General features: G+C 55.6%; 1 protein-coding gene. It reads left to right on the top strand.

What is annotated here, in order from left to right; all coding sequences use genetic code 11:
• Positions 1 to 371 precede the first annotated feature (371 nt).
• On the top strand, positions 372 to 513 hold a 142-nt coding region (locus FEM54_RS33785; protein ID WP_338109397.1), incomplete at its 3' end, for a cation:dicarboxylate symporter family transporter.

Genomic DNA, 513 nt, shown 5'->3' with positions numbered 1-513 from the left:
GGCGTAGGGACTGTCGATGGTACGTGCACGCATGTGAGCGCCTCGGCCGTGGAGTGGCGGATGTTAGCCATCAACGGGTGGGGCGACAAGGCGGATATCCGCCAAATTGTAGGACGAGAGGGGGTGAGTGGGCGGAATTCCGCCACCTGGCCCCAGTGTCGATGGCGTATCGACTGGTCTCGGCCCTGATGTCTAAAGGCCGACAGCGGTTTTCAGCAAAGTGGCACGGCGTTTGCGATAAGGATTACAGAGCAGGTTTATTCCTACAGACCTCGCAAACAACAAATCCCTCCAGTGCAGGAGGGTTCGCAATTCAAGTGTCGTGGGCAATGGCGGATCTTTGTCACACGGTGCGATTGAGGAACTTTGCAATGACGACTCGTCAGCCAATCTACAAATCCCTGTATTTCCAGGTGATCGTCGCAATCGTTATCGGTATTTTGCTCGGTCACTTCTACCCGCAGACCGGTGTGGCCCTCAAGCCACTGGGTGACGGCTTTATCAAGCTGATCA

The sequence above is a fragment of the Pseudomonas edaphica genome (genome assembly GCF_005863185.1).
Classification (GTDB): Bacteria; Pseudomonadota; Gammaproteobacteria; order Pseudomonadales; family Pseudomonadaceae; genus Aquipseudomonas; species Aquipseudomonas edaphica.
The sequence above is the reverse complement of the archived record's forward strand: the minus strand, read 5'-3'. Positions and strand labels throughout refer to the sequence as shown.